The sequence below is a fragment of the bacterium genome (assembly GCA_040755795.1).
GTDB lineage: Bacteria > UBA9089 > CG2-30-40-21 > CG2-30-40-21 > SBAY01 > JBFLXS01.
This window is the reverse complement of record JBFLXS010000608.1, coordinates 1-1,822: the sequence shown is the minus strand read 5'-3', so window position 1 is coordinate 1,822 and position 1,822 is coordinate 1. Positions and strand designations below refer to the sequence as shown.

Sequence of the window (1,822 nt, the reverse complement as noted above, 5' to 3'; positions counted from 1 at the left end):
CAAAAGTGGTTGTTAAGGTAATAGACCCGGACAAAAAACCATTACCACCTTACACATTAGACCTTACACCCGGCCTTTTACCGAATCAGACAATGGAATTGAGTCTTCCCTCATCCCTCATCCCTCCTCTCTCATCCCTCAATAAGATGGGCATTTACAGGATAGATTATGAGTTACACGATAACTCAGGCAATACCATCCAACCACAAACCGAAGGTAGTCAATTTGCAATTTCGCAACATCACATTCCAGAAAATAGACTTAAAGGATACAAAATCTGGGCAGTAGCAGATGAGAATGCAGTTAAAGGAGCAAAGGTAGCCTATACTATCTTTATCAAAAATGATACAGATGAAGATGTGGTAAATGGCAATATTGGTGTTGGGGTACATGAGAAAGGGGGTAGATGGTGGGCTCATATCGGTACAATTACAGGTATAAATGTCCCGGCACATTCTCAAAAAAGTTTTCCGTATGAAAGAGAGGTGTATTTATCTACCAGCACTTATTTTGGGTTATATCTAGGGATGGTTTCTAATACTTATTTCTTTCAAGGTGCAGTAGCAAGATGTGAACACGGGGTCTGGATAGTAGAAGCTGAAGTAAATTTAAATATGACTCCGGATAAGAAGATTTATGATAAAGGGGAAACGGTATATATTACTTTAAAGATGACAAATGAAAAATCTATTGAATATGATACTAATCTTCAACTAAAAGTAATGAACCCGGATAATGCTGTGATTTTTGCTACTAATACTACTTTATTACTTACTTCTAAAGGTTCTGTCAGTATAAGTTTTGATGTTCCTTTATCTAAAGATGCAGTTGAAGGGATATACATCATTCAGGCAGAGGCAAATAGGGGTGGAAAGAAGATAGGATTAGATACAACCTGGTTTAAGATTTTAGAAGGTATTCCAGGACTTGAATTAACCCTTCCAGAACCTGTTATTCCCAATTCTACCAATACCATTACATTTACTCTAACCAATCTTGGGTTGTCTATTATTGAATCAAGTACCCTCACTGTTTCATTTATAGACCCAGATAAAACTTTACTCTGGCATGGGACATCTACATTTAGTGCGGTGGCTATTGCTGGGTCTTCTACCTTGAATATTAAGATTCCGATAAAAATGATTAACTTTGGCATCTATGAGTTATTTTATACCCTGAGTTATAAAGGGAAAATTTGGGTGGGCTCAAAGGAAATTAAATATGATGCAATTATTAAGGTAGAACCTGATAAGACAAAGTATCGAGTAAGGGAAGAGCTAATGCCGAAGATAGAAATAATTAATACAGGTAAATTTAAGCAAGATTTACAAATAATTAGTTTTATTGATAAGTTTAATTTTAGGACGACTACTGCATTATCTTTACTACCATCTCAAAAAGGTAGTTTTACACTTACTACATTCATTCCAGTGAGTGCAACTGCTGGGTATCATTATGGAACTGTCTGCCTCCAGATTGGCACTTCTACTAAATTTACCCAATTTAAGTTTTATATCCCTCCTGCAGAATTAAAGATAGAGTTAGAGAAAAAAGATTACATAATTGGAGATATGGTAAATGTTACTATTAGTAATATAGGGGGTGTAGATGAAAGCTGTGATTATAAGATAAAATTGGCTGATAGTATGGGACTTAAAATTTATGAAGAGAATAATAGAATTGATAAAATAGAATCGGGAAAAAATCAAATTATTTCTTTCCTTATTTCTGACCAGGCAGTGACGGATAATTATGTTATAAGTATGGAATATTATGGAGAGGAAAGAGGGACTAAAACGGTTTTTTTACCTCTTAAGATAAC

1 protein-coding gene is annotated in these 1,822 nt (G+C 35.0%); it reads left to right on the top strand.

Annotated features, from left to right (window positions below):
• Nucleotides 1-1,822 (top strand): hypothetical protein (locus tag AB1414_20185; GenBank protein MEW6609733.1); only part of this gene is annotated, 1,822 nt, incomplete at both ends.